Below are 25,213 nucleotides of genomic sequence, written 5' to 3'. Positions count from 1 at the left end.
GCAGGCCTTACACTGCAGCAATGAAGTACAGCGGCCTGCTCGCCAAAGCGGTGCAGCGTTTCGGGTCGCCGACGGTGGAAGGCAACGCCGAAAAGATCCTGGACGCGGCTTTGCGGCAGTTCGAACTGTTCGGAATTCGGCGGTCCACGGTGGAAGACATCACCAAGCGTTCCGGGCTGGCGCGGGTGACGCTGTACCGGACGTTCGCGAACAAGGACGCGATCGTCGAGGCGGTGCTGCTGCGGGAACTCGAGCGGTTCCTGTCCGAGTTGGCGGCCGAGGCCGGCGGTTACGACGAGGCCGAAGACAAGCTGGTCGAGGGATTCGTCTTCACGCTGAACACCATGCGGGGGCACGCACTACTGCAGCGCCTGCTCGCCACCGAGCCGGAGACGGTGTTGCCGTTCCTGACCACCGAGGGCGACAGCGTCGTGCGGACGGCATCGTCATTCCTGGCTCATCAGCTCGCCGTCGCGCTACCTGACGACACACGCACGCAACTCGAGCTCCTCGAAGTCGCCGAGGTGACCGTTCGGGTCATCGTGTCGTTCGTGCTGACGCCGTCGCAGAACGTCGCCCTCGGTGACGACGACGCTCTGCGCTCGTTCGCGCGGCGGTATCTGGTACCGCCGCTGCTCGGGTTGGCGGGTGAGCGGTAGCCAGCGCCCGTCGCCGGGTTACCGTACCGGCGCGACTGCCGAGGCCATCACGTCGACGGCGCGTTCCCACACCCGATGCAGACCGACCGCCTCGCCCAGTGCGGTCGTGAAGGACCTGTCGACCGAATCGGCGGTCAGTACGCCGGCAGAACCGAGATCGATTCCGGCCGCAGTCAGGGCGTCGGCGCCGTCACCCCAGGCCGCCACCGCCTTGCAGTGCCGAAATGCCTCCTGCAGCAACAGAACCAGCTTGATGTCGTGGGCGGGCTTCGTTCCGGCGGCGACGACGACAGCATCGAACTCGATCGACCTCGCGGTCAGCAAGGTTCGTTCGACCACCACGCTGCGACGCCCGGACTTGAGCACACCGCCCAGCGGCGCGGTCACCAGCGGGGTCGCGCCCAGACGTTGAATCGCTGCCGCCAGCTTGGCGACACCGGCCAAGTCGGAGTCGGCTCCGGCGATGATGGCGATCTTGCGGCCGTCGATCGGACCCGGCGTGTCGATCACCTGCGATAGCGCCGGTGATTCGACAACATCTTGCGGCGGTGTGCCTTTCGGCGCGGGCAGACCGAGGCCGATCGCCACCTGCTTGCACAGGTCGGTGTCGACGTTGGCCAGCACCTCGAGCTGCCGCTCTTTGATCGCCTGCTCGTAGCACTTGCCGAGTTCGAAGGTGAACGCCTCGATGATGTGCAGCTGCTCGATGTAGGTCAAGCTGCGGTAGAACATCGCCGCCTGACTGAAGTGGTCGTCGAACGACGCCGGCGCAGCGCGCACCGTCGGACCATCGACCTGCCGGGGCGTCTGCACGTATCCGCCTTCGGCGTCGGCGACCAGAGGCTCTCCGCCGTCGATGCTGTTGGGGCGGTACGGCGCCTGTCCGGTGTGAATTGCCGTCTGGTGCATGCCATCACGGAGCATGTCGTTCACCGGACAATGCGGCCGGTTGATCGGCAGCTGCGAGAAATTGGGTCCACCTAGACGGGTCAGTTGGGTGTCGAGGTAGGAGAACAGACGCGCCTGCATCAGCGGGTCGTTGGTCGGCTCGATACCGGGCACGAGGTTGCCGGTGTGGAAAGCCACCTGTTCGGTCTCGGCGAAGTAGTTCGTCGGATTCCGGTTGAGGGTCATCTTGCCGATGAGTTGCACCGGCACCATCTCCTCGGGCACGAGCTTGGTCGGGTCGAGCAGGTCGATGCCCGCAAAGCTGTCGGTGCCGTCATCGGGCATGACCTGGATACCGAGCTCGTACTCCAGGTAGGCGCCGGCCTCGATGCCGTCGGCCATGTCGCGGCGGTGGAAGTCGGGGTCGAATCCGGCTGCGAGTTGCGCCTCTTCCCACACCAGTGAGTGCACCCCGGCCACGGGCTTCCAGTGGAACTTCACCAGGCTGGTCCCGCCTTTGCGATTGACCAGGCGGAAGGTGTGGACGCCGAACCCCTCCATGGTCCGGAATGAGCGCGGGATGCCGCGATCGCTCATGTTCCAGAAGACGTGGTGGGTGGCCTCGGTGTGCAGCGACGCGAAGTCCCAGAACGTGTCGTGAGCCGACTGCGCCTGGGGAATCTCGCGGTCCGGGTGGGGTTTTGCCGCGTGAATGATGTCGGGGAACTTGATGCCGTCCTGGATGAAGAACACCGGCATGTTGTTGCCGACGAGGTCGAAATTGCCCTCGTCGGTGTAGAACTTGACCGCGAAGCCGCGGGTGTCACGCACCGTGTCGGCCGATCCACGCGAACCCAACACGGTCGAGAAGCGACAGAACACGTCGGTCTTCTTGCCCTTGCTCCCGAGGAAGCCGGCCTTGGTGACCGATCGGGCGACGCCATAGGACTCGAAGACGCCGTGGGCTGCGGCGCCGCGAGCGTGCACGACGCGCTCGGGAATGCGCTCATGATCGAAATGGGTGATCTTCTCCCGCAAGTGGAAGTCTTCGAGCAGCGACGGACCCCGGGGGCCGGCCTTGAGCGAGTGGTCGGTGTCGGGCAGTCGCAGGCCTTGCGCAGTGGTCAGGTATTTCCCCGACTGGGCCCGCGCGTCGAGATCACCCGCTTCACCGGTGGTGTTGCCGGTCGGGCTCGTCGGCTTGGGGGCGGTTTGATCAGGCTTGCGGCGGGGCGGCATGGGTTCTCCTGGGTGGTGACGAGGGCTGGACTGGCCGTGATAGGCGAGTAGTACCCGGGCTGCGGCGACATACACGGTCAACCGGCACCGGGTTTGATCGGCGACCAAATCGATTGGCCCCGCCACCGCACACGGCGATGACGGGGACAATCGTCAAACGGGAAACCTGTTGGGATTAGCCGTCGTTGTGGTGGCGGCTACCGGACTTGGCCAGGCCGCGGCTCACCATGTAGCCGATGCTCAGCAGCACGACCAGGAACCATGCCCGATCGGCGCGGAATCGTGCGATTGGCCACGCGGATGCCCAGCGGAGACGCGATGATCGCTCTCGCAGAGTTGCTTGGCTTGGATGATGTCCGGTATGGAGCGAAGGCTCACGGCATATCGGGGAAGACCGCTCCGGACGTACGTTGATGCCAAACTGCTTCAGTACCAACGGCGCTAACAGTACTTGCGAATAGGGCGATCGCCTAATCGCGCTGAATTACTCACCATAATCTGTTGTTCTACAGCGATTTTCGATCTCTCGGGCCACTTAGAGGCCTGTTTCATAACGGCCGCTCTTTACTACAGACATTGATTCACGGAGCGATTCGATCAAGGTGGACTAGCTCGGAGACTCGGTGGCGGCATTCTCGTCGGCCTGCTCAGTGCCGGCGGGGTGATCGGTATCGCGGGGATCGACGATGTCCGATCGGTTGTCCCGGTCCGGACCCAGGTCGGATTCACTAATATCTCTGGATTTGGTCGTCATATCGGCCCTTTCCTGCTCGATTGCAGCAGCCGTACCCGGCTATGACATAGACAAACGTCTTTGTAAGAAGCAAAGTTTCGCTGATGACCCGGTCACAGTGGCGGTACTCAGGAGCTGCAGGGGGTAGTCGGTAATTGCGGCGCGTATCGCGCCAACACAATGACGTCAACGCCGAAAGGGCGAATTTCTATGGCTTTCAACGACACCACCACACTGGTGGCCCAACTGCGCACTGTGCTTGATCTGACGAACACCGAAATCCAGGTCGCGGAGACCCGGGTGGCGCAGTCCCGTACTGAAGCTGTGCGCACCGAGCTGACGCAGAATGCGGAAAACGGCCGCGACCGGGCCGAAGCCATCGAGGCTGCGATCCGCGAACTCGGTGGGCTGCCGGATGTCGTCGGCCCGTTGCTGGGGCGTGCTGCCGCCGCGGTCAAGGCGCTGACCGAGCAGGCGCAGCCGTTCGGCGAGGCGCTGTTGGGCGATCTCGCGCTGGAGCACCAACTGCTCGACCGGTCGCGCTACATCAAGGCACTCGCGGTCGCGTTGGGCAAGTCCGACATCGAGAAGCTGGCCGATCGCCTCATGACGGCGCATTCGGCAACTGTCGAGTGGTTGACCACGGTGCTGGCTGAAGATGCGCTCGGCGGGCCGGCCGCGCTGCGCCGCACACCGGTGCAGGTCGCCACTGGCGTGGCAGTAAAGATGGTGAGTGCGCCGATGCAGTGGTCAGCGCGCGGAGTCGATCGCGCGGTGGACACTGTGCGTGCGGCTCCCCCGGCGCTCGGCGAGCTGTTGAGCCGCGGTGCCCATGCAGGCGACGTCGCCGCCAAGGCACTGTCCGCATCACGCGATGCAGCGCTGGCCACAGCGGAGCGAGTGACCCGCCGTGAGGGTGCGGGCCAGGCCGCCGATGCTTTGCATTCGATGCGAACCGCCGCCGGTGTGCTCGAGGTTGCCGAGCTGCCGATCGCCGACTACGACACGCTGAACGTCTCTGACGCGGTGGCGGAGATCAAGGAGCTCACCACTCCGTCCGACGTCCGCGCGATCCTGGCCTACGAGGAGGCGCACAAGGACCGTCACGGTGTCGTGTCCGCCGCTCAGACCCGAGTAGCCGCGATCGCCCAAGAGGTCGTCGGCATCAACTGAGCGACCCCCGAATCCAATGTCCCCGCGGTAAGCAGCACCGCGGGGACATTTTTGTCGCCCCCTGGGGGGCTCAATGTCGTATTGACCACCGCGGGTGAGGAATTGGTCGGTAATGTCGAGGACGTACTCGTGGCCAGCGGCTTCGGCCAGCGCGATGGTTTGGACACACGCACAGCCGGGAAGGATCAGAGCATGAATCCACTACGTCGTCGCGCGACGGTCGCCGCCGTCGCCAGTGTTTGCATCGCCGCAGCAGCGCCGCTGAGTGTGGGCATCAGTGCTGCCGAACCGTTGAACTGTGTGAACGGGCAGTTTTGGGACCCGATCACGAATACCTGCCAGACGCCCCGCCAAGCGGAGAACTGCGCGCCGGGTCAGTACTGGAATGCCCTGTCCAACGTCTGCCGTCCGCTCGGTCAGCTATAGCCTCTGCCCGGCTCAGCCGGGAAGCTGAGTCAGCCAGTCTGAATCCTCGTCGACCGGCTGGCCGTTGATGACAACGAGCGGAACTCCTGGCTCAGGAAATTGGTGTAGGACATCAAGATTGTTGTTCGCGATCACGTGCGGGTCGAAACCGATGGGCAAACCGACTCGAATGAGGTCTTGGGCAAGTTGAGGCGCGCCGACCTGGTTGGCGATATCAGCCAGCTGGTCGTTGCTCAGGTCGGTGTCCCCACCTTCTTTCGGCTGGGTGCCCTTGGCGTAGATCGCTTCAATGAAGCGCCACGCAACGTCGCTCGATCGTGATTGATCGGCCACCACGTACGCGGCGTAGATCGCGCGGATATCGTAGGTGCCGCTGGCCGAGTACTTGTCGAGGAAGCTCACGAACCGCACGTTGACGCGCAGCGCGCCACTGTCGATGCGCTTGCTGATCTGCTCGCCATGAGTCCGCACGAACTTGCCGCTGAACGGGCACAGCGGATCGACATAAAGGTCGATCTGACCTAGTGCGTCCGGGTCGCCGATCGACAGCGCATCGCCTGCCGGTGCCGCCTCCGCCGCCTGCGCGACTCCGGTCGGTGCGGCGACGAGCAGCGACACCAGCAGGGCCAGGACCGCGCCGAGGGCTCGGAGCGGCCGGTTTCCAGGTCGTGCGTCCATGTGACCATCATGCCGTCACGCGCGCCACCTCGGCCTCGCTATTATCTCGCCGGCACCAATTGTCGTCGCGTCGAACGGATTCACCATGACTGAACGTGTAGAGCAGCTGGAGTTCCAGGCCGAGGCCCGCCAGTTGCTGGATCTGATGATCCACTCCGTGTACTCCAACAAGGACTCATTCCTGCGGGAGTTGATCTCGAACGCCTCCGACGCACTGGACAAGCTGCGCCTGGAGGCGTTCCGGAACAAGGACCTCGACGTCGACACCTCCGATTTGCACATCGAGATCGACATCGACAAGGCCGCGCGGACGCTGACGATCCGCGACAACGGGATCGGGATGACCCGAGACGAGGTGGTGGGCCTGATCGGCACCCTGGCCAAGTCCGGCACCGCAGAACTGCGCCAGCAACTCAAGGACGCCCAGAATGCTGCCGCCTCGGAGGAGCTGATCGGCCAGTTCGGGATCGGCTTCTACTCGTCGTTCATGGTGGCGGACACCGTCACCCTGCTCACCCGCAAGGCGGGCGAGAGCTCGGCGACCCGTTGGGAGTCCAGCGGCGAGGGAACGTACACCGTGGCCGACGTCGACGATGCGCCGCAGGGCACCGCGGTCACCTTGCACCTCAAGCCCGAAGACACCGAGGACGAGCTGCACGACTACACCTCGGAATGGAAGATCCGGTCACTGGTCAAGCAGTACTCGGACTTCATCTCCTGGCCCATCCGGATGCAGGTCGAGCGCCGCAGCCCGGCCACCGAGGAGGGCGGCGAGGAGCAGGTCACCATCGAGACCGAGACAGTCAACTCGATGAAAGCGTTGTGGACTCGCCCGAAAGACGAAGTCTCCCAGGAGGAATACACCGAGTTCTACAAGCACATTGCGCACGCCTGGGACGACCCGCTGGAGGTCATCCCGATGAAGGCGGAAGGCACCTTCGAGTACCAGGCGTTGTTGTTCATCCCGTCGCATGCGCCGTTCGATCTGTTCCAGCAGGACGCGCGGGTGGGTGTGCAGCTGTACGTGCGGCGGGTGTTCATCATGGCCGACTGCGAGGAGCTGCTGCCGCCGTACTTGCGCTTCGTCAAGGGTGTCGTCGACGCGGCGGACATGTCGCTCAATGTTTCTCGCGAGATTCTCCAGCAGGATCGACAGATCAAGGCGATCCGCCGACGGCTCACCAAGCGGGTGCTGTCGACGATTGCCGAAATGCAGAAAGAGCGGCCGGCGGAGTACCGCACGTTCTGGGTGCAGTTCGGCAGAGTCCTCAAGGAAGGCTTGCTGTCCGACGCCGACAATAAGGACACGCTGCTGGCGGTGTCGTCGTTCGCCTCGACGCACAGCGACGAGGAACCCACCACGCTGGCCGAGTATGTCGAACGCATGAAGGACGGTCAGGAACAGATCTTCTACGCCACCGGCGAATCCCGTCAGCAGCTGCTGAATTCACCGCACCTCGAGGCGTTCAAAGCCAAGGGTTATGAGGTGCTGCTGCTCACCGACCCGGTCGACGAAGTCTGGGTGGACATGGTGCCCGAATTCGACGGCAAGCCACTGCAGTCGGTCGCCAAGGGCGAGGTGGACCTGTCCGCCGAGGAGGAGACCAGTGAGGCCGAGCGTTCGCAGCTGGAGCAGGAGTTCGCCGGTCTGCTCGAGTGGCTGAAAGACACCCTCTCTGACCACGTGAAAGAGGTGCGGCTGTCGAGCCGGCTCACTGAGTCGCCGGCGTGTCTGATCACCGACAGTTTCGGTATCACGCCTGCGCTCGCGCGCATGTTGCAGGCCTCTGGGCAGGCAGTTCCCACCGAAAAACGCATCCTGGAGCTCAACCCGAGCCATCGACTGGTGGTGGGTTTACGCGATGCGTTCGCCGGCCGTGGCGGCGGTTCCGAGCTGACCGAGACGGCTGAACTGCTCTACGGCACAGCGCTTCTGGCTGAAGGCGGCACGCTCGACGATCCGGCGAAGTTTGCCGGGCTGCTGGCGGAGCGGTTGGCGCGGACCATCTGAGGGTGTTGCGCGACGGTCACCGCCGTGCAGTCCGGAGGGCCAGCGCAGCTACCGTGCGACGTAGACCGTGTTGGTGGAGTATCCGCCCGTCACCGGGTTGGGGAATCGGATGACGGATGCCTCGGACTGGCTGAACACTTCGGCGAGAACAGCCTCGAACTGCGCGTCGGGTGGATCATCGGACCACAGCGCGAAGACCCCGCCGGGATGCAGGTGCCCGACCAGCTTCTGCAACCCCGCGGGCGTGTAGAACGCGGAGTGGCTCGGGTGCAGGACGTGTCGCGGAGTGTGGTCGATATCGAGGAGCACGGCGTGAAATCGCCGGCCCGGTGCCTGCGGATCGAAACCGGCTTCGCTGTCGGCCATGGCGAAGAAGTCGCCCCGCTGCAGGCACACCCGCGGATCCGATACCAGCTCGGCCGTGTTCGGAAGCAAGCCGCGCTGATGCCATCCGATGACCTCTTCGAGTGCCTCCACCACGACGAGCGAACGAATGCGGGGATCCTCCATCGCCGTCTGTGCGGTGTAGCCAAGGCCCAATCCCCCGACGACGACATCGAGGTCGCCCTCCACCGCCTCGGCCAGGCCGAGGCGCGCGAGCGCTACCTCCGCTGCAGTGAACAGGCTCGACATCAGAAACTCGTCGCCGAGTTTGACCTCGTACACACCGACATTCAGGGACGGCTCGATCCGTCTGCGCAGGCTGACTACCCCCATGGGGGTCTCGGACCAGTCGAGTTCCTCGAAACGTGCACTCATGACGCACCACCGGCCCGCCCGCAATATCGCTCACCGAGAGCATCTCGGCGAACTCAGCCTACAGACAACCAGCGGATCGGCAGCAGCCGCAGTCCCGCTACTGCTGCGGAGCCTGCTGAATGATGGCCGACTTAGAGACGTTGCTGCTCTTCAACTTTCCGGAGGAACACGGCAAGGACCCCACCAGCGACTGCGCGAAAAAAAGCTCTCCCCCGCAGGGCTTTCTCGATTGAGTCGAGACGGTTCTCTTCTCGCAGCTTCCCCTCTGCCGGGTGCCATCGGCCGATCCGTTCGGCCGCCACGACATCGGATGGCGTAAGCGGTCACTGCGCACTAACGACCATCGGAAACCGAAGATCATCGCGCGCTAGAGTGCCCGGAAAGCATGGGGAGATCGCCGTCAGAGTCGGCGGATAGCTTGGCGGGTTGGACATTTCGATCTGCAGCCGGTAGCCATCAGGGCCGTAGCCGAACTGGTTTGGCTTGTTGAAGCCGTCGCGCTCGAACACGTACCAACCCCAGCTTCGCCACGTGTCACCGACTTTGGTGATCAAGGTCTTCGGGTCCATGTCGCCGGGCACCTTGATGTCCCCAATCACCAGCAAGTGCACGGGAACATTTTTCGGATCCTTGGGTTCGTCCTCACACCATGCGGTGTGCCCTGAGCCCGGTTGGCCCTTGGTATCGAGAACGGTTCCCGCCGGCAGGACCGCCAGTGTTCGCTTGAGATAGCCGAGGACGGCGTCCTGAGCTTCCTGTTGACTCTGTGGCACAACCTCTTTCAGTGACCACCCCGGCGGGGGTGGTGGCGCTGATGTCATCGGCGGACCTCCTATATCGATTGCGCCAGTCGGTACGGGCGGGCCAAGCGATTTGCCACACCCTGCGACGAGAACGCTTGCAACGCAGAGCGCTGCGACAACTTGCCACACGGGAATCAATCGCGACGTCATCGGCTGCACAGGTTTCCTATCCATTCGGCACAATCTGCGGTGGCGGCTGACCGGCGATGATCGCTCCCATGTTGCGGAGCGCCACGTTCCCAGGATCCCAATAACTGCTGTGGGCCTCGACCGAGGGCAGGTTGAGGATTTCTGGGCCGGTGGCAGGACCTGGAGCAGCTGCAATCTCGACCGCCCCGAAGCCATCCCATGTCGGGTTTGGCCCCAATGCTGCACCTGCGACGAGGTGGATGATGTCGTGCTGGGCGCGTGCCGCATACACGTTGCCGCCCGGATCAAGACTGAGGTCGTGGGCGTTCCCCACCAGCATGCCCGGACTGCCAACGGCAATGACGTTCTCGGCCGCGAGGTGATGCCCATCAGCACCGGCCGCCCCCACAAGCGTTGAGCCGTAACTGTGGCCGACGACGGTATCGAGTGACGCCGGGCCAACATGAGAAGCCTGGTTGCCGGCCATAAAGCTGTCGAGCGCTGCGGCGCCATTACGTGCGTACGCATCGTCCGCCGCCTGGCCAAGGTCCATCGGCCGGTCGTAGCCCATCCACGTCATGACCGCTAGGTTGCCCTCGAGTGACTTGTCCGCCGCGAGTGCCGCTCGGTACATCGCTTCAGATTTGTTGGTGGCTCCCTGGAATGCGGTGAGATCCTGCCCGGTGCCAGGGACCAGTGTCGCGGTGTTCGAGGCATGGTCGGGATCACCCATCGCGACGACAGCATGGCCTTGATCGTCGATCACGCCGAGGAGACGCGGGATTCCGTCGTCGCGCGAGAGTGTGGAGCCAACGGACTTGAAGCCATCGAGCGCATGATTTGCGTTATTCCACTTCTCTTTCCAGTCTTGCCACTGGCGATAGATACGCATGTCACCTTTGGGATTGGGCACTTGGCCCGCCGCCCAACTCGGGTGGTCGCGGGCCAGCTGATCGATCTGGGCTTGCGCATTCTGCTGCAGCTCCGGAAGGTGCAGCTGGTTGTAGTGGTTCTTTCCACCACCATTCGCGTCATCCGCCCACGGCATCCCAGGGTGGTTGCCGATGTTGTGGTCTCGGCTGTACAACCAGTCCCTTTCCTCTGCGGTCAGCTTCGACCACAGATCGTGGAACTCTTTCGGGTCCTCCGGCAAGGGCTTGTTGAGCGCGTCTTGAATTTCCGGCCGATTGTCGTGGGGTGTCGCCGGGATAGGTGTCTTGCCGCCAGCCATGTTGATGGCGTTAGCCAGTGCTATATCGACCGTATTCGCTTCGGCCACAATCTTGTCCAGCCGCGGTTGCAGCTGCATCTGCTTGAGCTCCGCTTCCATCGGGTTGCGGATCTTCGGGCCGGGCAGCACCGTGCCCGACATCGGATCGATCTCCATGCCAAGCGATTCGGCGTCGGCTTTCAGCGTTGCAAGCTCTGATTTGATGCGCTCGATTTCGTCCGCCGCGCTGCGGGCCGCGTTGGCGACTGCCAACGCTTCGTTTCCGGCAGCGTCCAAGTCCTTGCGCGTTTGACCGATCGCTTCCTTGGCTGCTTCGGCAGCTTGACCACCCCAGGTCTCGAACGCCGGGAGCGTTGCCAACCCGTCCGCGGCATCCTGCGCCGCCTGCGCACGACTACTCGCGGCATGGAACACCTCCCGCACATCGCCGGCATTCCATCGCTCGATGTCCTGGACGGTGAGAGTCACGGCAACTCAGAGGTCCGTCTGGCTGGCAATCACGTTCGCGGCCTGCGCTGGCTGTTCCAACTTCTGGCTATGGCGCTGCTCCATCTCGCCGAACCCCAGAGCACTGGTGTGGAGTGCTTGGGCATGGTCGCTCAGACGGGTCAGCAGCGCACTGGTCGAGGCCAGCCACTGTTCGGAGAGTGCGCTCATGGCCAGCGCGGAGGCACCCTGCCAGCCAGCCCGGGCAGAGTCGATCCGGCTGGCTGCTGCCGCATGCTTCGCGGCCACGTCCTCGCCGTGGCCGGCGATCTGCGTGCCCGAGGTCGCTAACGATTCGATATTGACCCGAAGCGACATCTCATCTCCCTCCAGACCTGCTGACTTATGGATACCAGCAAAGCCGGGAAGGGCGCCAGTGACCCTTCGACTGATGATTGGGGATCGGGACCCAGCCTCTCGCAGTCATCGCACGATATGTCATCGATCGTCCGCGAGGTCGGAGGCGCGGGAGCGCTTCTGGCCGTTCAGCTCGGAGGTGCCGTTGACCGCGCCCGGCGAAGCCGACGACATCTTCGAGCCGTCGTCAGACACCGACAGTGTGCGTGCGAGTGCCGCCCAAGGAAGGCAGCAATGTCTGCGGCGCAGCGGCGCTATCGAGCCCGCTGCAAGAGGCGATAACGCCGATGCGCCAACTGGCCACTGAACAGCGGGAGCTCGGCTTCTCGCCTCTGATGATCGAGGCGGGACCCTGGACCCCACCTGGGACTACCAACCCACCGGAGCGCCCAAAGGCCCCAAACGGAAAAGCCCTGAACCCAAAACAGGCTCAGAGCTATTCCGATGTCTTGCAACATCACATTGGTAGCGGGCACAGGATTCGAACGTGCGACCTCTGGGTTATGAGCTGTCGTCTCAATAGTTTGCTAGGTCCGTTAAGTCTCATTTATGCAGGTAAATGGCTATTGACATTTCGAGCCGTTCCAGGGCGGCTCATTCATTTCGGCCCGTTTCGGAGGGTTTTGTTCCCAAATTTGTTCCCAAATCGGACGTCTTTGCGTTTGCGTGTTAGCTGGCGAGCCCTGGCAAGGTGGTGCGGCGACGGCAAACGCGCCCCATTCTTCGCTGCCGGGCGCGGCTGTCCCAGTACGGCGCTCCCCGGCTGCCCGTGGTGACAGAACTTTGTCATCGTATCGGCTCGCGTCCCGCAACTACGGCGCCACGACCACCGCCTGATTCCTGACAGAAACAGATCTACTTGGGGTGATCCCTAATTGAGGAATGCATACATCTGCCCGCGATCGAGAGTGTTTAGAACACGGATGCGAAACGCCGAACGAGTGTTCGCGGAGGGGCTCCTATGCTGCTCTAAGCAATGTGACGAGCGCGCGATTGTCGGAATCATGAGCAGACCCGCGGCGTCAGACTTGTATGCGAGCAATCGATGAGATCGACCGAATCTGGCATTACTCATCGCGGTGTGCTGGTCGGTCAGGCGGCACAACTACGTTGATTGACCAGTTGCACGGTGAGCGGCTTTCGGAGTCAACAGCAAACGAGTCATTGAGTGCGCAGTTCGCCCAACTACAGATTGGGTGGCCATGGATACCTGTTTTTTTCACAGACCGACTGGAGACGAAGGTAGTCTGGGCGATCTTCCCAATCCTCCGGGAGGGGGACTGGGACCAAAGCCAATGCGTCGATGAGTCGCGTAGGGGTGGTTTTATCGAGGCCGAGCTGACGGACAATGAGGCCCTGATAAATAGTCATTAGGCTGCGCCACACCGGCTTTGCCTTCTCCGCCTCATCGGCAGCATCCCGATAGATCCGCATTCCCTGATCGATGTCGCCATTAGCCAAGTGCGCCAGCCCAAGGGTTGCGTTCAGTACGAAGTCACGTTCGGCTTGTTCCGGAGCAGCTTCAATAATCTCAATCGCTTCCCTGGCACGCCCACCCATCGCTAGCACATAGGCCGAGTGATTAATGATTGAGTGCTGGCCCGGGAAATGCTCAAGCGCGTACTCCGCTATGGCAATTGCCTTGGGCCAATCCCCCTGGAAAATTCCAATTGCGGTCATCGCAGCAGAGGCTGCCATGGGATTGTCGGATTCCAGGTTAAACCATTCCTCGGCGGCAATAGCGGCGGCACCGTTGTCGCCCTCTAACGCCGCAATCTGGTGCCGAAGGTAAGCGAGCCGAGCTGGCGAGGTGCTGTCTTCAATCTCAGACAAAGTTCTACGAAGCACGGAGGCGTCACGGCGCCGTCCGGCAACTTCAGCGAAGTTCACTGCCACGATGTCGTTGCCTGGGAATCGCAAAACCAAGGCCTCTAACTGCTCCGCAGCCTGTGCGTGGTTCAGGCGGCCGTGCATGTGTTTAATGCGAACTAGATTAGACCGCACTCGACCTTCGGTGGCCTCATCGCCTTCGCGTTCAGCCTCATCGCCGGCTGACGCCAACTTGGTGATCGCTTTGGTCCACTCGCCCCTAAGAAGCAACGCCCGCCCTTGGATTTCCAGGAATCTCGCATCTGGAACTACTTTCCGATCTTCAAGCAGTGAAATCTCATGCTTGAGACGATCAACGTCACTCGAATCGAGAAGAAGATCAAGATAGAACAGGGAGGCATCTTTCCTGCCAGGCGCAGAGCGTGTTGCCCGCAGAGCGATGCGGCACGCCTTCTTCGTCGCACCAACACCCCACAAGGAAATAGCCAAATTGAGCAGAGAGTCGGTGTCATTAGGTTCGTCACGAAGTGCTCGCCGCAGTTCACCTATAGCCTTGGGAAACTCTCCAGACGAGGCGTATACATAGCCGCGAAACGCTCTCACCGCCCAGTTGTCATAGGGGGCGAGCGTACTCAGTGCCTCCTCAGGCTTATCTAGTGCGGCCGCGACAGAAGCGAAAGTTAGGCAGAGAGAGGGCGGTACGGGAGCACGTCGCAGTGCCTCATATGCCGACTCAGCGTGGCCGTACCGAGTGAGGATCTCGGTGGCGATACGGACGGATGATGGGTCCACCCAAGCAGCAGCGCAGCCTTCCTCCGTCCTGAAACCCAACTCGAGTGCTTCACGTGCAGCGCTCAGGGCCTCCTCATCGTTGCCAAGCGCTGCGTGAGACTGCGCTAAAGCTGCAAGCGTGTTCGAGCTACGCACCAGATCAACGCGTCGCAGCGCGCGTTCATGGGCACGTGTGGCATCGGCAAGCAGTTTCGCTGCCAGGCTCTTTCGCGTCGTCGTTGGCTGACGTTTGTCGGCTACAGCGGCCAAATCGGGAACGGACACGTCGCCGGGGCGCACAGGATTGGCCTTCCCTGTGACTGCCTCATCCTTGGGACGCACCGCTTCACCAGCTCCGAGAACAGTCATGATGCGTTCATATTCCTTGCCTTACGTGAGTACTTCCATCTACGTCTGTCAACCGTGAGATTGCCGATCAAAATGTCGGCCCTTCTCAGTAACCAATGCAGACCGTCGTCCGGATCTTTCGGAGGTTTACCCATAATCTTGGGCAAGCGTTCCGAGGGAACCGGATCACAAAGTTGTCTAATCAGCTGCACCGCTTCCCGCCGGATCTGCGTTGGAATTTGCAGTGCCACGTGCTCGATGGCGCGGTGGTATTTAGGCCTGAGTGCCGAAAGGTCGCGACGGAAATTGATCCGGTGATCCTGCACGCCCTGCATCTGCGCGGCCTGCCACGAACCAATAGCGATGGCTGTCATCCCATGGCCGGTCGCCAGCTCAACAAGAAGCGAGCCGACGCCGTACAGATCCGCGCATCGGAAGTCCTGTTCGGTGAAACCTCCTTGGCACCAGAGGTACTCAGGGGGTGCGAACTGATTGTCTCCACGCCCAAAGTAGTAATCACCTGGGGGCAGTGATGGCGGCAGGCTGAAGTCTTTGGATCGACCTAGATCGGCGATCCTCACTTCCGTTTTGCCTCCTTTGCCAAGCATCAACAGGCAGTTGCTTAACTTGAGATCTCGGTGTGCAACCTTGCTGAGGTGCATCTGGTGAACACCCATGATTGCGCCTCGCCAGTGATGCAGCCGATCCACCCAGGGCAGGGCGGCGAAGGTGACCGGATTGGCGATCAGTTCATCCACCGAGCCAGACGCTAGAGCCATCACGTGATATTTCAGGGCTAACGGCACTTTTATGCCACGGAGGTCGACCTCGACGTTTTCGCTGCCGGAGTCCAACAGGTTTATCACATGTGAGCGCCTTGCCAGTTTCGCTAGAAGGTCGCCCTCTCCGTCGAACTCGGCGGCATCTTGCGCGTTATGGTTCGGGTCAAGGACTTTGATGGCACAAGGGGCACTCGTTGCCAGATTTGTTGCTTCGAATACCATTCCGAAACCGCCCTTGCTTAGGTACGGCCCGATTTGATATCCGCCGAGCTCTAGACCGACGAGCGCGGGCGCCCAGTTACTCACCGCTGGCTGACGACGCGGGTCCATAGCGTCGACGAAGTTCAGTGATGGCCTCAGGGTTACTCAAGATGATCTCCACAACGTCGGCTGGAACTTCGCCGCGCGCAATGCTTATGACGTCTGCGGGTACGCCGTAGTAGCTCGCGAGCTTGTCCGAGATCTCAGGACCCATCCCTCGCTGCCCTCGTTCCAGCCGAGACAGCTGCGACGGTGCAACTCCAATATCGGCCGCCGCACTTCGCAACGAACGCCCTTCGCGACGACGAAGGTCGCGCAGAAGATTCGCGGTGCTGGGTGTGGACGGCATATAGCGAGCTTACGTACTGTTGCCAGATCTGGCAACAAATTTCCTAAGGTGTTGCCACATCTGGCAACACCTTACACACTCCTCGACCTGGGTAATTGGGGCGTTCGCGGGATGTTCAGCCGCTGGCGCGGCCGATCACGACTCGATGCGCGGCGGTGCTCATGTCGCGGCCTGGGCTTATTCAAATCCGCCCGATTACCAAGCGGGGACTACTCGCAATCCTCCGCAGCATAGACGCATCTTGGGCGATCGTGAGGCTGAATGTGCGCTGGCTGACGCCTACAGATAGCGCGTCTCTTGACCGATGGACCTCGGCTTAAGCCCCTTAATCCTCAGGAAGTGGCGGCGGCCCATTTTGCAGTCCGTGGCGGAATGCCCAAGCGCAGACGTGATGTGCGACGTTCACTCGCGCGCTCGTCGTTCGGGATCGTGCAGGGGGCGTGTGTTCCACTGCCCACTTGCCGCTCAGCGTGCCATCGCGTTGATCAACCCCGAATCACGGGGCATCACCTACCGTTCAGTGTCGGACGTTGTTGGGGCACAGAAGGTGTCGATCTGCGGATCCGACGCACCTTCCATCCCGCTCCTTCGACACGCACGCCAATTGCACGTGTTACGCGCTGAGCTTGCCGCCGGCGGTCGACATCAGGGTTCGTTCGGCTCCAGACAAATCGATTGGCGCCGCGGGGTGAAATGGCCACCATCGGCGGCGTGTCAAGCCGCGAGAGGATCGGAGGAGGTACGCACATCTACTAGAGCAGAAGCGCCGCGCCACGATCGACGCGGTCGGTAGAGACGAAGTCGCGGATCAGCGGGAGTGAAGGCAACATCGACGTTTGTTCACGAGCGACGGCAACACTCTGTTGTTCTGGTCGAAGTTGCACCCAGGTCGTAGCCGGCGATCCTTCCGGCAGACCATTCCCAATGCACTGCGCGAGCTGAATCGTCTCAAGTTTGGCTCTTCAGCTTGCAGCGTCTTCCTCGGCGATGAAACTGATGTCCGATGAAAGCTAGCGCTTTGCTTGCCTGACCAACCTTCTGTAGCAAACCCTCGGCACTTCTCTCCACGTCCTGAACTCCGGAACGCTCGGATGCCAGATCTGCTGACAGCAATACCCTCATCAGCTCCGGCGTACTCCGGATGACATCGTGAGCCTCGATCTTCAGCGCGATTTCCGACTCCACCAAGTCAGCTTCGGCTTCTCTCTTGCGAGCCTCGGCTGCCTGGATGCGAGCCTCAGCCTCGGCTATCCGGCTCTGAAATACCTGGGATCGTGCTGCTTCAACTGCGCTACTGAGTTCGACGACGGCCTTATCTGCCTCCGTGTGTCGCAGTCGAGCACCCGAGATCCGCTGCCACAAGCTGATCATTCGATTCACTACCAGAATCGCGCTACCGGTCCCTCCGAAGGCGGCGAACGCAAGACCAATCGGGTCCTCGGCGAACCCGAGGATTATCTCAACGGGTGAGCGATACGTCACGCGCGCTACGCGAATTTGCCGGGATAGACGCAGCGCCTCGGCCACGGCTTGCGCGGCGAGTGGTGGAGAGTGACCGCCGAATAGTCCAGCGAGTTCCAAGGTCAGCTCGCCTGCGCGCGGTGTTTCCTCAGACGCGCCTCGAGATCCTGCTGGTAGAGCCTTTTGACGGTCGATGACCTCGAGCACGGCACTCACAAACAGCAGGCTGTCGAGGTTGTGGAACTGAGCACCAAAAGTTCCAGGCGTAGGACGTGTCTGGAAGTCCCGCATCGTCACCTGTACCCGGCCAAAGCCGGTGTTTACAGCGGCGGACGTGGTTGTCATTCATTGACCCTTTACGTACCTGTGAATGTTCCGGGCAGTAAATCAGACTTAAGCGCGCCGATCAGTGATCTCGACGATGGGCACGCTAGCGCCTGCCGACGGGCACCACCAACTGCGCAGAACGCGTTGCGCGCCGTGACTCATATATCCAATACCAATTTGTCGCATGCGGCGAATGGCCTGCATGCCATCGAGGCAACACGTTTGACGCGGTCCCGCCGCCAGCTTGCACGGAAACACCGTGCACGGTAACTCCCATGGTTGGTTGGACTGCCTGCTCGACGCGACGCATGTGAAGGCGTGGACGAAATTCATACCAACCGGCGCAGGGATATCCGCGTGAAGCTCGTCGGGCAGCAGGGGATGCCCGCTCTTACGGGGCAATGCTGCATGGCCTTCGGTCCAACCGTGCACTATGAGCGAATGACAACGACGGAGCCCGACTTGGACCCTCGTCCGCTCATCGGGGCGCTCACACACTCCCCGGTGCAAGTCGGGTCACCGGAACGCTGGACGATGTATGTATCGCATTACGACGGACATGTGCGAAGGCTTGTGGTGTTCATCCACGGGTTCATCGGGCAAACAGTGAAAACCTGGCTCGATTTTCCTAGCATCGATCCGACGCGCCCCGAGAATGTCTGGTGGCTTGAATCCGACCTGCTCTTCGCTGGATACGAGTCCACGAAAGACACAATTACGGGTGTGGCTCACCGGGTTAGAGAACATCTCGAAGAGTTCTATCCCAATCCTGCTCGCCAGCTGCTTGTAGTCAACGGACACCAAGCGAGGGCGGACGTCGCCTCCCGCTACGACGATCTAGTTCTGGTAGGCCATTCCCTTGGTGGTGTCATCCTCCGCCGGGCGCTTAGCGATGCTGCGCAAGTCTGGGTGGACGAAGGCCGGCCGCCTTCGCGCCCCATCTTGCTCGACGCCCGAAACTGCATGTTCAGCCCAGCCAGTGCAGGATTTCGCGCAGGCGGATTTCTCGGATTGTTGCGGGCAGTGCCGTTGTGGAGTGGCATTGAGATGGTCCTCAGGCGGTCGTCCGCGTACACCGATCTGCAACCTGGTTCGGTGGTACTAGATGAGATCAAGCGTCGCACAATAAGTTTCGCCCCTAATCAGGACCCGGACTTCGCGGCCCTCAGGGCCAATATCGCGTGGGCCAGCCCCGACAACGTGGTCTACTCAGAACGGTACGAGACGGACTTTGTCGACCAGTCATGGGATAACACCGATCACCAATCGGTCTGCAAGCCACGCGCAGTGCTGTACAACCGTCCGTGGGCCTTCGTGCGAACAGGAGGCGACGGTTAAATGGACGTCTCTGACATACTCCGTTTTCGGTTGGCTACGTTTCAGCGCAACTTCGTTGACGATCTGATTCCGCTTGATCTCCTCCGCTCGCAGACTGCAAACGGCGCGATCGGTGAAGCTATCAACGGCGTGGCCGCAACGATGACGGCTGTATACGACTGGTCGCGAATGGGCCTCGAAGCCCCTGCACGGCGGCAGCCGTACGAGTTCCTTGGTTGGCGCCTTCAACACAGACTCCTACGCTTCGCCGACGACGTTCGTCTCTTGCGTCTTGGGATGGTGCAGGGTTACTACCCTCCAAATTCCGGGGAGGTAGTCGCAGAAACCATCCTTCGAAGCAGCTTTGGCTTGTTCGATCTCGAACCGTTGGTCTCGCAGATCTTCACTTTCGCGATGCGCTGGGACGAAGACACCGATCTTAGGTCAGTCCCCGGCGCCGTCCGATCTACACTGCCGGAAGTCTTCGTCGACGTCCTCGCCGCAGCGTGGCAGGATTCGGCCCACAAGGCGTTTTCCGATTGTGTGGAGCTACTGCTATTCGCCGGATCGAAACGCTGGGACGAACGAAGCGGGCGGCTTGCCGACCTGTCACGTAGGTTGGCCGACAACCCCTCGCTGTCGCTGACGCCCAACGAAGCTGACGATCTGGAGTGGGGTCTCTCCGGAGCCGAACCGATATTCGATGACTCAGGCGAAGACATCCAGTGGTCGATCACGTGTCAAGCTGCTCGTGCATCGGTCGCTGCGGAGAGCGGCAGCAGGGCTGAGAATCTAGCCCAGATCCGGGGCGACATCGCCCACGCAGCGAGACTTATCACCACCGATGAACGGGTTGCGGCAGACCGTCGACTGGAACAAGCGCTAGGTAGCACCCTGCGGTTCCGTCGTCAATGAATCGGTGTCGTGGCCCTTTTGAGTGCCCTCATAGGTGTTCGGATTCCCTGCTGCCTCCGAGGGTAAGTGTCGCAGGTGATGTCGGCGGATCGGCTCGACGCAAGGCCCCCCCCCGCAGCCGATGTACTACTACATCGAATTGCCGTGGCGATCTGCCGATGCCGTAGCGAACCGTGCGAGATGGTGCGAGATCGTGCTCATTGCCGCGAATTAGATTCGCAGTTAGTCGGTCTGGTCAAGGTGCGGCGGTGCCATGCCGCGCTTGCGGAGAAACTCGTCGAACATCTCTGTACTGATGTGTGCACGCTTGTCGACAGTCGAGGGTGCGTGTGGATCAGGAGGGCCGCCTTCGACGTTGGCACATTCGACGATCCGGGTTATCTCGGAGCTGAAGAGCTCCAACCAATTCTGATTGCGGCTCGGATCGTGCCATGGATGGTATACGGCGGGTAGCGCTGGTACGAGTTCACTGAGCACGCGAGTGTCTCCCGGCCTGATCGTCGTCCATTTTGATACGTCGGCCCATCGCTCATCTGTAAGACTCGTTTCGCCTGGGTAAATCAACTCCCAAGCGAACGGCGGAAAATAGACCGAAGCAACCGCGTTGATTCCAACGGGCGCGCCAGAGGCATCGCGACGTAGCTGAGGGCCGACAATTGGGAATCCGGCGATAGGACCCGCTACCCGCGCGGTTACGCCCCGTGCCAGGGCGAGAAAGAGCCGCACCCCTGGTGGCATCTCCACTGGGGTTGCGCCAAATAGCTGGCGTGGCCAGTCTGGCCAATTACGGTGGACGACCGGTCCAGTTGCGCACATACCCAACAGGATTGATCGCACTACAGCGCCCGGGTCGAAGGTTATCGAAGGCATCGAGATCATCGGTGGGACGTACATTTGCCGTGATTTGATCCATAACGGCTGCAGCTGTCTGGCGAAATCGCCGTATGAATTATCGAACTGGCCAGCTTGGCTGTTGCAGTCTCCGCATAGGCCATAAAGGTGGATGCCGCCGGGGTCTTGGCGACCCGAGTCGACCTCGTTACCGTTCACGACGAGCCTGTAACGCTTAACAAGCATCTCGTTGCCGGCGCAACGGGGAGGGATATGCGATTGGGTCATACGCTTCTTGATCCCACAGATTCCGCACGGTTTTTTGGTGCGGCGACGGTCGACCAAGCCCAGAACTTGGGGGCCTTTACCCCCTCGTTTTGACTTGGATGACATCTGGGTTTCCGGGTTCACACACACCAAGGACGATATGTCGTTAGTCCGACAGCGCGATTTTTTTGGCCGTAGCGACAAGCCCGAGGCTCCGTGTGACCGTTGCCGGGCCGAGCTGCACACGTCGGCTGGGGGCTTGCGCATTGTGTTGCCGAAGTGGATTTGTCGAACCTGCCGGAGGGTCCCTGGCGCGGAGACGCGGACCCACTTGGCGACGCCCTAGAACTAACTTGATACCGGTTAAGAAAGCTCTCCCAGCGACCCCGAGAAGCCATCGTCGGGTTTGGCGGGAATATCGGCGAAGTCATCGCATAGGCGCCGGGAGCGGCAGCGGACGGACGCCGTGTCGTCATCGGCTGGGGAGCCTTTGGTGCCCCGCCCTGACCGAATGCCGGGTCTAGAGCTCGACCCCGTCGTCGAGTGTCGTTTGCCCACTCTGGCTCTTCCCGCGTTGGACCTCGCTTGTGTCTCCCGAGCGCCTGCGTTGCCAGTCCTGTAGCGCAAACCTGCGGTCAGAGGTCTGCCGAAGCCGTCGAGACTGCAGCGCAGAAACGTGGCCGAGACCCACCGAGTCGCCAGGCGCCTCCGCTGCTATGTCATGCGCAGTGCGGGCTTGATCTCTGTCGTTGGCAACGATTCGGCGAACGAGTTGAGCGGCATGTCGACTCGGGTCACGGGACGCATTGTCGGGCACCGGTTGCGAGTAGGGACCTGCCTTCTGGTCAGTGCCGAGCTGCTCGGTGAAATATGCAGTGTTCGCGTCGCGTCCTCGACTTATCGCGACGTAAAACACTGCGCGGGTGATGTTTTCACTTAGCACGGCGTGGGTGGTGTCGGCAGTGGCGCCTTGTGCAGAGTGGACAGTGACGGCATACCCGTGGGTGATGTGCTCGCGTAAGTAGTCGCCAGTGAAGACAGTGCAAGCGCCGTCGCTGACGCGGCGGGCGGCGATTCGCTGACCGTCAGGGTCGATCGCGTAGACGCGCCAACGGTTTCCGTTACGCACTGGGTCGGCATGCTTCGTCGTGTCCGTGGCATCGAAGACGCCGATTGTTGGGTCGTTGCGGCGGCTGATGACCAGGTCGTCAACCGCGATCTGATGCCCCCGTGCAGCGGCCACGGCTAGTGCGTTCGGGTCAATGGTCTCGATGTGGATGCGTTGGTTCACGGCGTCGGCCATCTCCTTGGTATCGCAGATCAAGAGGCTGTCTTTGCCCGCCGCGATGTCGCATCGGTATGCAGTCAAAGCAGCACTGGCCATAGCGACTTCATCTCCGGCATGGAGACGATGGTTCTTGCGATACCACTCGATCGCGCGGCGCAGTGGGTCCGGGCCGCCGTCGCGCAGTGCGAGTGAGGCGCTCCGTTCCTCGGGGTCGCGCATCCGCCACACTTCGGACAATTTCTGCGTCCACGGCAGGTCGGTGCACAGTTGGGCGAACATGCCGCCGCGGGCCTTGACTGGAGCGAGCTGATGCTGGTCACCGACCAGGACCGTCTTGACTCCGGTGGTCGTGGTGGCGATAAGCAGGCGGCGTAGATCGTCGGTGCCGACCATGCCTGCTTCATCGACGATAACGAGATCCCTCGGGCTCAGAATTAGGCGTTGACTGTCGATGTCGCGAACAGCTTTGGCGATGGTGTAGCCCGTGTCTCCGGCGCCTTCGCGGACCGCGACATCGACTGCGTTGCCTGTCGGCGCCAACACCAGGACCCGGCTACCGCGGCCGCGATGCGCCATCGCGACCAGAGCCCGCATAGACGTGGTCTTCCCGGCTCCGGCAGGCGCGCTCAGTGGTTGCACCAACCACGGTGAAACCGCGATATTCACCACCGCACGTTGCTGATCCGGCGATAACCCGTCAATGTCGTCAGGCAGACCCGACAGAATTGACCGCGGATCGTGTGCGTCGACGAGATCGAGCACCGCGGCTTCCTCGGCCAAAATCAGATCTAGAGTGAACCGCTCATGGCCCTCCCTTTGATGCGCTTCGCGTGGGGCAGTCAGTCGCACTGCAATCTCATCGACGGCTTCCTCGACCAGCTCGCGTGGCGAGCGTGCGGTATCGACAGGAAGTTGGGCGCCGATAACCTCGACAAGGTCGGCGCGGGTGAACGCGGCCTTCTCGATCGTGGCAGCAGCATCGGCGATCCGGTGCCGATCGAACCGCGGTCCGCTCGCTGCCATGCGGTTGCGGCGGGCCCGACGGTGCGCCGCGCCATCGATGCCAAGGCCGCGCTCGTCGGTGCGCCAGCCGGCCCGCAATTCCGTCCAACCGAGTTGTTCAGGCTTCGTTGGACGAGTGGCCTTTTGAGCCGCCGCAAGCTGCGATGAGGTCGGCTCGCGGCTCTCGTTCACCGCAAGATTTCCGGCTGCCCACTCACGCAATTGCGATGAGCGTTGCGACCATGCGGTGATGCTGCTCGGGTCGATGCCGGCGACTTCGGCCATGCCCGTTGACGGGTCGACGGGCAGCCATTCGTAGCCCATTGATCGGTGTAGTTCGCGGCGCAGCGTGGCCTGATAGATGACACCGGCGGCCTTGGCTTCGTGATACAGCGACGTGCCATCGATCGACACCAATCGACCGTCGCCGCGGGCTTGGCGGTTGGGCACGATGACGTGAGTGTGCAGGTGCGGATCACCCGCCCGGGAGGTCTCGTGCTGGTAGGCGATCGCCACCAAGCCGGGGAGTCGAACGAGGTCTTTCTCCCCCGTCGCCGGGTTGTGCACGCGGGTGTATCCGGCATGAGTCGCAAGATATTCCATGGCCTCGGAGATGGCGGTCGCGTGGGCGTCAGCGATCGCTTTATCCGTCACGTCGTCGGCGCGGATTGCGCGGATCAATGACACCGACTTCGGTGCACAGAACGTCAGATCGAAGCCGTGCACGCTCCCGTTGCGGAACCCGCGACCGGATGCGCCGTTGGGCGCTTTACCGCCGACGAGCCAGTTCTTGACGACGTCGGGATCGGCCTCGCCGCCTACCCGTTCCAGATCCGATAAGCCGACGAGTTCGGCCGCGCGGCGAGCGTCGCCGGCGCACAACCAGACTGGGGTGCGGGTGTCGTGTTCGGTGTAGTACTCCCCCAGCCCACCGCTGGCCTTCTGGGCGTCGACGGCCGCGCGGGCGGTGTCGTTGTAGTAGTTGATCGACCAGGCCGACAGCTTGGCAATCGCCAACATGTTGATCACCGCCTGGCCCGAGATCGCCCGGCGCGCAGTGCCGCCGGGCGTCGAACGCAACGTTCGCTACCGCCAATCTCGCACACGCTTGTGCAAATGTGCCATAGGAAGATCAAGTGAGTTTCTTTGACTTGCTCTGTCAGACAACCTGTTTGGAGGCACAGCGGTAACAGGCGGACTGTGCTGAGATCGTTGAGACTATACGGATGTGGTGGTGTTGTTGACGATGGCAGTCGTGGGGGTGCGTGAGGTGGTTCCGCGGCGTCGAACGTCAGCGCACCCGGATGGCGCTAGTCGCGTCGAGCGATTGCAGGGAATTGGCCGAAACCGGTACGAGACCATCGCGTCGAGCTAAGCCTTCGACCGAGCGAGGGCCCACGTGGCGCGCGGAGTGTGCGCGTTACGTTGGAGGCGGCGACCGGCGACGCATCACTGTGCGGTGCGAAGTACGGCCCGACGCCCGCGCGTACGGGAACCGACGAGCGGCCAGGCGGCGGTCGGCGACGTCGCCATCGTCACCGACAGCCCGGCGGCGCCGTAGCACTCCAGCAGAACTCGACGCACCCACAGGATGCGTCGATAGAGGGCCCCTCAACCATCGTCCATCTCCGTTGCAATTGGTGATTGAGCAGATCCGTTATCGGTTTCGCAATGGGTGCCTCGAAGCCGACCGAAAAGGAGCCGGCGCGAGTTCACGCGAGTCGCTTCAAAACCTGTTGCACAGAGTTCCATTGCGTCTCAGGCGAAATTGCACCATGTCGTGAAATGCAAATCGGTTTCATTTGACCGTCGCATAGCGGTGCCGAGCACATTTAGCTGTCAGTTATGCCGGTGACTGCTAGGTCCACTTCACCCCACGGCACGTGGCGCTC

The 25,213-nt window shown here is 61.9% G+C and carries 18 protein-coding genes; 6 read left to right on the top strand and 12 right to left on the bottom strand.

What is annotated here, in order from left to right:
* The first annotated feature begins 20 nt into the window (after window positions 1–20).
* A complete protein-coding gene (locus tag G6N32_RS07070) occupies window positions 21–659 on the top strand; it encodes a TetR/AcrR family transcriptional regulator (protein ID WP_115316614.1) in 639 nt (212 codons plus the stop codon).
* Window positions 660–677: 18 nt separating this feature from the next.
* On the opposite strand, the gene G6N32_RS07065 is transcribed toward G6N32_RS07070, so the two are convergent.
* Both G6N32_RS07065 and G6N32_RS07060 read right to left on the bottom strand, forming a co-directional pair.
* A complete protein-coding gene (locus G6N32_RS07065) occupies window positions 678–2,786 on the bottom strand; it encodes a catalase (RefSeq protein ID WP_115316615.1) in 2,109 nt (702 codons plus the stop codon).
* Between the two features lie 607 nt (window positions 2,787–3,393).
* Window positions 3,394–3,540: a hypothetical protein gene (locus tag G6N32_RS07060; protein ID WP_163789171.1), complete on the bottom strand. Its 147-nt coding sequence runs from the start codon at window positions 3,538–3,540 to the stop codon at window positions 3,394–3,396.
* Window positions 3,541–3,729: 189 nt separating this feature from the next.
* On the opposite strand from G6N32_RS07060, the gene G6N32_RS07055 reads away from it, so the two are divergent.
* Both G6N32_RS07055 and G6N32_RS07050 read left to right on the top strand, forming a co-directional pair.
* Window positions 3,730–4,692: a ferritin-like domain-containing protein gene (locus tag G6N32_RS07055; RefSeq protein ID WP_115316617.1), complete on the top strand. Its 963-nt coding sequence runs from the start codon at window positions 3,730–3,732 to the stop codon at window positions 4,690–4,692.
* Window positions 4,693–4,773: 81 nt separating this feature from the next.
* Window positions 4,774–5,118 (top strand): hypothetical protein, encoded by a 345-nt coding sequence (locus G6N32_RS07050; protein ID WP_232077545.1) that lies wholly within the window; start codon window positions 4,774–4,776, stop codon window positions 5,116–5,118.
* Window positions 5,119–5,130: 12 nt separating this feature from the next.
* On the opposite strand, the gene G6N32_RS07045 is transcribed toward G6N32_RS07050, so the two are convergent.
* A complete protein-coding gene (locus tag G6N32_RS07045) occupies window positions 5,131–5,796 on the bottom strand; it encodes a DsbA family protein (protein WP_115316618.1) in 666 nt (221 codons plus the stop codon).
* 85 nt (window positions 5,797–5,881) lie between these two features.
* On the opposite strand from G6N32_RS07045, the gene htpG reads away from it, so the two are divergent.
* Window positions 5,882–7,807 carry a molecular chaperone HtpG gene (gene htpG, locus G6N32_RS07040; protein ID WP_115316619.1) on the top strand — a complete coding sequence of 642 codons (1,926 nt, stop codon included), beginning with the start codon at window positions 5,882–5,884 and terminating at the stop codon, window positions 7,805–7,807.
* Window positions 7,808–7,855: 48 nt separating this feature from the next.
* On the opposite strand, the gene G6N32_RS07035 is transcribed toward htpG, so the two are convergent.
* The 8 genes from G6N32_RS07035 to G6N32_RS07000 all read right to left on the bottom strand — a co-directional run bounded on the left by G6N32_RS07035 (window position 7,856) and on the right by G6N32_RS07000 (window position 17,719).
* Window positions 7,856–8,566, bottom strand: a complete 711-nt coding sequence (locus G6N32_RS07035; protein ID WP_115316620.1) for a polyamine aminopropyltransferase — start codon at window positions 8,564–8,566, stop codon at window positions 7,856–7,858.
* A gap of 323 nt (window positions 8,567–8,889) precedes the next feature.
* Complete coding sequence (locus G6N32_RS28755; protein WP_232077544.1) at window positions 8,890–9,177, bottom strand: hypothetical protein; 288 nt, start codon at window positions 9,175–9,177, stop codon at window positions 8,890–8,892.
* Between the two features lie 358 nt (window positions 9,178–9,535).
* Window positions 9,536–11,197, bottom strand: a complete 1,662-nt coding sequence (locus G6N32_RS07025) for an Rv0964c family protein (protein ID WP_115316621.1) — start codon at window positions 11,195–11,197, stop codon at window positions 9,536–9,538.
* A gap of 6 nt (window positions 11,198–11,203) precedes the next feature.
* On the bottom strand, window positions 11,204–11,533 hold the full coding sequence (locus G6N32_RS07020; RefSeq protein WP_115316622.1) for a WXG100 family type VII secretion target: 330 nt from the start codon (window positions 11,531–11,533) through the stop codon (window positions 11,204–11,206).
* Window positions 11,534–12,757: 1,224 nt separating this feature from the next.
* On the bottom strand, window positions 12,758–14,542 hold the full coding sequence (locus G6N32_RS07015; protein WP_115316623.1) for a tetratricopeptide repeat protein: 1,785 nt from the start codon (window positions 14,540–14,542) through the stop codon (window positions 12,758–12,760).
* The gene (locus G6N32_RS07010; RefSeq protein WP_163789169.1) at window positions 14,539–15,609 is read right to left on the bottom strand and encodes a protein kinase domain-containing protein; all 1,071 of its coding nucleotides are present in this window, start codon (window positions 15,607–15,609) and stop codon (window positions 14,539–14,541) included. The genes G6N32_RS07015 and G6N32_RS07010 overlap by 4 nt, the downstream gene beginning before the upstream one ends.
* Complete coding sequence (locus tag G6N32_RS29285) at window positions 15,602–15,913, bottom strand: helix-turn-helix domain-containing protein (RefSeq protein ID WP_115316625.1); 312 nt, start codon at window positions 15,911–15,913, stop codon at window positions 15,602–15,604. The genes G6N32_RS07010 and G6N32_RS29285 overlap by 8 nt, the downstream gene beginning before the upstream one ends.
* Window positions 15,914–16,861: 948 nt before the next feature.
* Window positions 16,862–17,719 (bottom strand): hypothetical protein, encoded by an 858-nt coding sequence (locus G6N32_RS07000; protein ID WP_147291940.1) that lies wholly within the window; start codon window positions 17,717–17,719, stop codon window positions 16,862–16,864.
* 300 nt (window positions 17,720–18,019) lie between these two features.
* Here G6N32_RS07000 and G6N32_RS06995 point away from each other — a divergent pair, with 300 nt between their 5' ends.
* Both G6N32_RS06995 and G6N32_RS06990 read left to right on the top strand, forming a co-directional pair.
* Window positions 18,020–19,039 (top strand): lipase family protein, encoded by a 1,020-nt coding sequence (locus G6N32_RS06995; protein WP_115316627.1) that lies wholly within the window; start codon window positions 18,020–18,022, stop codon window positions 19,037–19,039.
* Window positions 19,040–19,933: a hypothetical protein gene (locus tag G6N32_RS06990; RefSeq protein WP_115316628.1), complete on the top strand. Its 894-nt coding sequence runs from the start codon at window positions 19,040–19,042 to the stop codon at window positions 19,931–19,933.
* Window positions 19,934–21,551: 1,618 nt separating this feature from the next.
* Here the strand turns inward: G6N32_RS06990 and mobF are convergent.
* Window positions 21,552–24,341, bottom strand: a complete 2,790-nt coding sequence (gene mobF, locus G6N32_RS06985; RefSeq protein WP_115318769.1) for a MobF family relaxase — start codon at window positions 24,339–24,341, stop codon at window positions 21,552–21,554.
* Between the last annotated feature and the right edge of the window lie 872 nt (window positions 24,342–25,213).

The sequence above is a fragment of the Mycolicibacterium aichiense genome, from assembly GCF_010726245.1.
Lineage (GTDB): Bacteria > Actinomycetota > Actinomycetes > Mycobacteriales > Mycobacteriaceae > Mycobacterium > Mycobacterium aichiense.
This window is presented reverse-complemented; position numbering and strand designations above follow the sequence as displayed.

Excerpts from the sequence above, each read along its gene's own strand:
- G6N32_RS07015 (WP_115316623.1), bottom strand. The coding sequence starts at position 14,542 with ATGACTGTTCTCGGAGCTGGTGAAGCGGTGCGTCCCAAGGATGAGGCA.
- G6N32_RS07055 (WP_115316617.1), top strand. The coding sequence starts at position 3,730 with ATGGCTTTCAACGACACCACCACACTGGTGGCCCAACTGCGCACTGTG.
- htpG (WP_115316619.1), top strand. The coding sequence starts at position 5,882 with ATGACTGAACGTGTAGAGCAGCTGGAGTTCCAGGCCGAGGCCCGCCAG.
- mobF (WP_115318769.1), bottom strand. The coding sequence starts at position 24,341 with ATGTTGGCGATTGCCAAGCTGTCGGCCTGGTCGATCAACTACTACAAC.
- G6N32_RS07065 (WP_115316615.1), bottom strand. The coding sequence starts at position 2,786 with ATGCCGCCCCGCCGCAAGCCTGATCAAACCGCCCCCAAGCCGACGAGC.
- G6N32_RS07035 (WP_115316620.1), bottom strand. The coding sequence starts at position 8,566 with ATGAGTGCACGTTTCGAGGAACTCGACTGGTCCGAGACCCCCATGGGG.
- G6N32_RS07000 (WP_147291940.1), bottom strand. The coding sequence starts at position 17,719 with ATGACAACCACGTCCGCCGCTGTAAACACCGGCTTTGGCCGGGTACAG.
- G6N32_RS07060 (WP_163789171.1), bottom strand. The coding sequence starts at position 3,540 with ATGACGACCAAATCCAGAGATATTAGTGAATCCGACCTGGGTCCGGAC.
- G6N32_RS29285 (WP_115316625.1), bottom strand. The coding sequence starts at position 15,913 with ATGCCGTCCACACCCAGCACCGCGAATCTTCTGCGCGACCTTCGTCGT.
- G6N32_RS07070 (WP_115316614.1), top strand. The coding sequence starts at position 21 with ATGAAGTACAGCGGCCTGCTCGCCAAAGCGGTGCAGCGTTTCGGGTCG.
- G6N32_RS06990 (WP_115316628.1), top strand. The coding sequence starts at position 19,040 with ATGGACGTCTCTGACATACTCCGTTTTCGGTTGGCTACGTTTCAGCGC.
- G6N32_RS07020 (WP_115316622.1), bottom strand. The coding sequence starts at position 11,533 with ATGTCGCTTCGGGTCAATATCGAATCGTTAGCGACCTCGGGCACGCAG.
- G6N32_RS07045 (WP_115316618.1), bottom strand. The coding sequence starts at position 5,796 with ATGGACGCACGACCTGGAAACCGGCCGCTCCGAGCCCTCGGCGCGGTC.